The 4159-nt window shown below is 46.0% G+C and carries 8 protein-coding genes; all 8 read right to left on the reverse strand.

The features are described from left to right. Positions 1-157 precede the first annotated feature (157 nt). A complete protein-coding gene (locus F6K49_RS36280) occupies positions 158-1681 on the reverse strand; it encodes a reverse transcriptase domain-containing protein (RefSeq protein ID WP_293071282.1) in 1524 nt (507 codons plus the stop codon). Positions 1682-1957: 276 nt separating this feature from the next. Beyond that, positions 1958-2161, reverse strand: a complete 204-nt coding sequence (locus F6K49_RS36285; protein ID WP_293071281.1) for a hypothetical protein — start codon at positions 2159-2161, stop codon at positions 1958-1960. Between the two features lie 369 nt (positions 2162-2530). Continuing rightward, a complete protein-coding gene (locus F6K49_RS36290) occupies positions 2531-2749 on the reverse strand; it encodes a hypothetical protein (protein WP_293066914.1) in 219 nt (72 codons plus the stop codon). Between the two features lie 75 nt (positions 2750-2824). Continuing rightward, on the reverse strand, positions 2825-2977 hold the full coding sequence (locus F6K49_RS36295; RefSeq protein WP_293066913.1) for a hypothetical protein: 153 nt from the start codon (positions 2975-2977) through the stop codon (positions 2825-2827). A 64-nt stretch (positions 2978-3041) separates the two neighbouring features. Continuing rightward, positions 3042-3254, reverse strand: coding sequence for a hypothetical protein (locus tag F6K49_RS36300; protein WP_293104616.1), 213 nt, complete (start codon positions 3252-3254; stop codon positions 3042-3044). A 4-nt stretch (positions 3255-3258) separates the two neighbouring features. Continuing rightward, positions 3259-3642 (reverse strand): hypothetical protein, encoded by a 384-nt coding sequence (locus F6K49_RS36305; protein WP_293066911.1) that lies wholly within the window; start codon positions 3640-3642, stop codon positions 3259-3261. Between the two features lie 97 nt (positions 3643-3739). Further along, a complete protein-coding gene (locus F6K49_RS36310; RefSeq protein ID WP_293066909.1) occupies positions 3740-3907 on the reverse strand; it encodes a hypothetical protein in 168 nt (55 codons plus the stop codon). 9 nt (positions 3908-3916) lie between these two features. Beyond that, the coding region (locus tag F6K49_RS36315) for a hypothetical protein (RefSeq protein WP_293104619.1) at positions 3917-4159 on the reverse strand (243 nt) is incomplete at its 5' end.

The raw sequence follows: 4159 nt of genomic DNA on the forward strand, positions 1-4159 counted from the left end.
GCATATTTCCCTTTTGTTACCAAAAGGTATTGAGTCCAACCTAAAAGGTTGTTTTACGTGAGGGTAGGTGGTGTAAATTACCCTGGGGAGTCGGCTCCCCGCTTTACTTGACCAGTTCAGGTCGCGCAGTTTCCCCTCACACGGCTCCTAGGTAAACTCAGTCTTTTGACCGGCCTTTCGGCATGCTCCAGTGTATCTGTTGATGGCAGCTTTGGTGGACTGCTAAAAGGTTCTTTTTTGACCAATTGTCGTGGTTTCCATCGACATGATGGAGATGTACAGATTCGCCTTCTAGAAACCTCAATCCACAGTGTCCACAGGAATGGTTTTGCCTTTTTAATGCGTCTGAAGTAGCATCTGAATATAACCTAGAGTTTCGGTTACTCCAGTAGACTAGGTCACCGTCATAGGGTGACTTAGTCCCCTTTACGTTCACGTGTTGGTTTTGTTTGTATCCTACTTTTGGGAATGCCTTTTTGCATAGTTCAGTTGCTCTTTGCCGACTTACTTTCTTTTCCTTTCGGAATTTTCGGTGGGCAGTATTGGCCATGAACCATAAGCTGTCCCTTGAGCTGCTCATATCACAGCTACTGTGGTAGTTTCTCCATCCGCGAACGATGGGGGCTAGCTTCTTAGCTTTTACTTTGGCACCATAATTCGAGTGGTTAACCACGGCTTTAATCTTCTGACGGATTGCTCTGTGATTTTCCTCTGAGGGAATACACGAGAACTTTCCGTCTTTTCTGACGCGAAATTTCCACCCCAGGAAGTCAAATCCGTTTGTCGCTTTGGTTAGTTTGGTCTTCTCTTCACTTATTTCCATCCCTCTTTCAGCTAGGAATTCCTTAACCTTCTGGAGGATTTTCTCAGCATTGTCTTTAGGCTTTAGAATGAACACCATATCATCTGCATATCGCAGTGACGTGTGGATGTCTTCTATTCCGTTAAGTGCCACATTTGCTAGTAAGGGGCTTACCACTCCACCTTGTGGTGTTCCCTGGTCTGGGAATTCTGGAAATTTGGCGTGAACTCCTGCTTTTAGGCATCTGAACACTCCTTGCTTAATAGCTTTAGGGGCTATTAATCTCTCCATTATTGAACTGTGGTTGATGCGGTCAAAGCATTTTTTGATGTCTAATTCTATGATGCGTTTGGTGATGCCGTTGTGGTTTGATGCTAGGTGTATCTGTAACCGCTTTTGCACATCTTGAGCGCATCTGCCTGTTCTGAATCCGTAGCTATCACCACTAAATGTGGCTTCGTGTGCTGGCTCCAGGGCGTATTTAATTAGACACTGCCATGCTCTGTCTGCTATGGTTGGTATCTTTAGCATCCGGGTCTTCCCGTTCTTTTTACGGATTGGTACTTCACGTAGTCCACTATGTTGCCAGTCGTGACAATAATGGTTCAATGCTTCAACCAGTGCCATGCGTTCTCTGTAGTTGAGGCTTGACTTTCCATCAACTCCAGCCGTCTTTTTCCCTTTATTTAGTTGGGTCACTTGTCGGACTGCCAATAGTTGTGCTGAGCGGGATTTCATGATGAGTTTTTGTAGAGACCTAGCTTTCCTCAGGTCACCTTCTCGAACTGCTTTATATACTCGCTGTTGTAGGCGGAAAAGGTTTTGGCGGAGCTTCTTCCACTGTTGGCTTTTCCAAAGGTCACTATATCTATTTGACATGTGTCTACCCATGCTCTCCGTCAGGTTTGTATACTCTGAATACCCGCCACCAGTTATTTAATGGCATCCTACCCGACAGTGGGGATTAAGTGTGGCATCACTTACTGAGGTTTCGACCGTTCCTTAGACCCATTATTGCTGTCGTTTTTACTTGTTCCATCCGTTAGATTGTTTTGGTGATTTAGGACAGTCCAATTCGCCTATTCCCTTCTCGGAGATTACAGCTATCAAAAGAAAAACGCTGTGAGAAATATAGGGAATCAAGTCTCGCATGTACTAGTCAGATTGCGGCTCCGTGGTTAGACGCTTTTTCAGGACTTTTGCTTCTGTTATCCATGTCACCTCCCCGATACCGCCAGTGTCCCACATCTGATTTAGGTCTGATTGCGGCCTGGTGCCAGCTTCGCTCTGAGTTATGCCTAGTTCTCGGCGTGGCCAAGGTAGGGAGTCACCTGTCTCCGCAGGGGGTCGGGTTTTCACCGCCATCCAAAACGGACAGTTATAACTTTTGGGGTTATCCCCCGTGAGTTACCTAAGTCATACCTCTCTAGTTTTTAGAGACTCCTACTTAGAACAAGCCGCACTCTTTTTCCACGTTCAGCAAGGCCGGAGGTTCGTCCATCCATCCGAGGAATTCTGTTGTCTTTTCGATTTTGGCGCGATGGCTTCGCGATTCGTTGATTAAATTAAATATCATGGTTGGTATCGTGGCAATTGATTGACGGAAGACGGGAAGAGCAACTCCCGTCTGTTTTGTCTTGCTTAACTATAGCGATAGAGTTTATGGCCTGAGAAACCGCAGTAAGCTGCGGTTAGCTGCGGTTAGCTGCGGTTAACAAAAAAGGAACGTCAACGTCTTTTCTTCTTGCTAACCCCTGGGCGTCCCGGCTTTTTCCCCTTCCCTGTTACCTTTGTCGTCTTCTTTTTCTGGTCTGAGACAGAGGAGGACTGCTGTGCGAGGCGACTCAGATCAATAGTCTTAGTCTTTGGTGGCTGCTCTTTTTCCTTGATACAGCCATTCTCTATCAAGCGGTCACGCACCCAGTCGTCCCATTCTGAAGCGGTCAAATACAGGTTCTCTGATTTCTTGGATATTGCAAATCCATCAATGAACCACACCTCTCCATGAGCTTTCAATCCCGCTCAAATGTCCTGGAAAAAGGCATCCTCGTCGAATGGCTCATTTAAGAGGTCGTCATGAAAAAGTATCAATTCTGGGGTTGACTCTATTACTTGCCAAATGCGTACCCCTGGCAAGGCTTCAATATTTTTTAGTTGGTTGATTGTTGTTAGCATTGGATATTCTTGATTGATTTGTGCAAAACCTGGGGCAGTTTTTTTTCCAGGTATCTATTTTTAACTACAGAACAAATTCGTAAGCGAATGGAACATCGTGCTCCTGCCCGCAATTATCAATCCAGGTACTGTAGACTTCGGTTAAGGTCGTTCGGCATTGATCCTCTATTACATCTTTCGGAGCACATCCGATTTTCCACTTAGCAAAAGTAGGGTTAGTTTTGCGAAAGTTACTGATGCGATCGCGAGAAGTTTGAGTAAGAGTAAACGTGTTCATTGCACTACACCTCCTCGTTGAAATCACATTCGTCATAGTCATACCCCGATTCATCTTCCAAGCCCAGAATCCAGACCACTTCATTCACAGCAGTACGAATTTTAGAAGTCACTTTTGAAACAAACTTACCTAACTTGACCCGAGTACTGACTGCCTTCATCTTGGCTAGAGCAATCACATACTCGTGGTGCGTTGGGGCAAACTTCCAAAGGAAATCAGAACTGAAGCTGTACATGCCGTGCCAATACCAGTTGCGGTAGTGCTCACAGAAGCAGTCTTCTGCTAAGTCAGCGGAACCACTGGCGATTAACGCTACCGGATGACCGCACTCAACAGAGAAGAAATACTGAGCAGACTCTAGTTGATCTTCGGTGCATGCGCGGATCATCAAGCTTTTGCCATCAGTAAAGAGGTAGGTTTTCATTCTTTTTTTTTGCAATTTCAATCAGAGAGAAGGTTACCCCGCACCCGGCGGGGCAGTTCAATTAACGGGGGTTCTTAACTTGAGGCTTTGGCTTGACCCTGCGGCGGAGTATACTCCCGTTAGTTCCTTGAGTGCCCCCTTTTTTGATTAACTTTTCGCGTTCAGCAATCGACTTTGCCGCACCCTTAGGGGCAATCACTTCGTCTATGGCTTTCGATAAATCTTCCATCTGTTTCTTCTACTTGTTAACTCGTCGGCCAAAAAAGCCGATTGACTTTACTTTTGCTTCGGATTTCGATTGCCGTTCAGGGGCAAGGGCATTGTGTCCTTCCTCTTGGGTTTTGGTTCGGACAGTCTCTCGTAGACCAGAGGAGGTGGGTAAGATGTCACCATACGGTTGGCCATTAACTGTGTACTCTCCAGTTTTGCCACTGGACTGAATTGGGTCACCAGAGCGTTTGGCAAGGGTTCCCGTGTAGTG

Source organism: Moorena sp. SIO3I6 (assembly GCF_010672095.1).

Excerpts from the sequence above, each read along its gene's own strand:
- F6K49_RS36280 (WP_293071282.1), bottom strand. The coding sequence starts at position 1,681 with ATGTCAAATAGATATAGTGACCTTTGGAAAAGCCAACAGTGGAAGAAG.
- F6K49_RS36295 (WP_293066913.1), bottom strand. The coding sequence starts at position 2,977 with ATGCTAACAACAATCAACCAACTAAAAAATATTGAAGCCTTGCCAGGG.
- F6K49_RS36300 (WP_293104616.1), bottom strand. The coding sequence starts at position 3,254 with ATGAACACGTTTACTCTTACTCAAACTTCTCGCGATCGCATCAGTAAC.
- F6K49_RS36305 (WP_293066911.1), bottom strand. The coding sequence starts at position 3,642 with ATGATCCGCGCATGCACCGAAGATCAACTAGAGTCTGCTCAGTATTTC.
- F6K49_RS36310 (WP_293066909.1), bottom strand. The coding sequence starts at position 3,907 with ATGGAAGATTTATCGAAAGCCATAGACGAAGTGATTGCCCCTAAGGGT.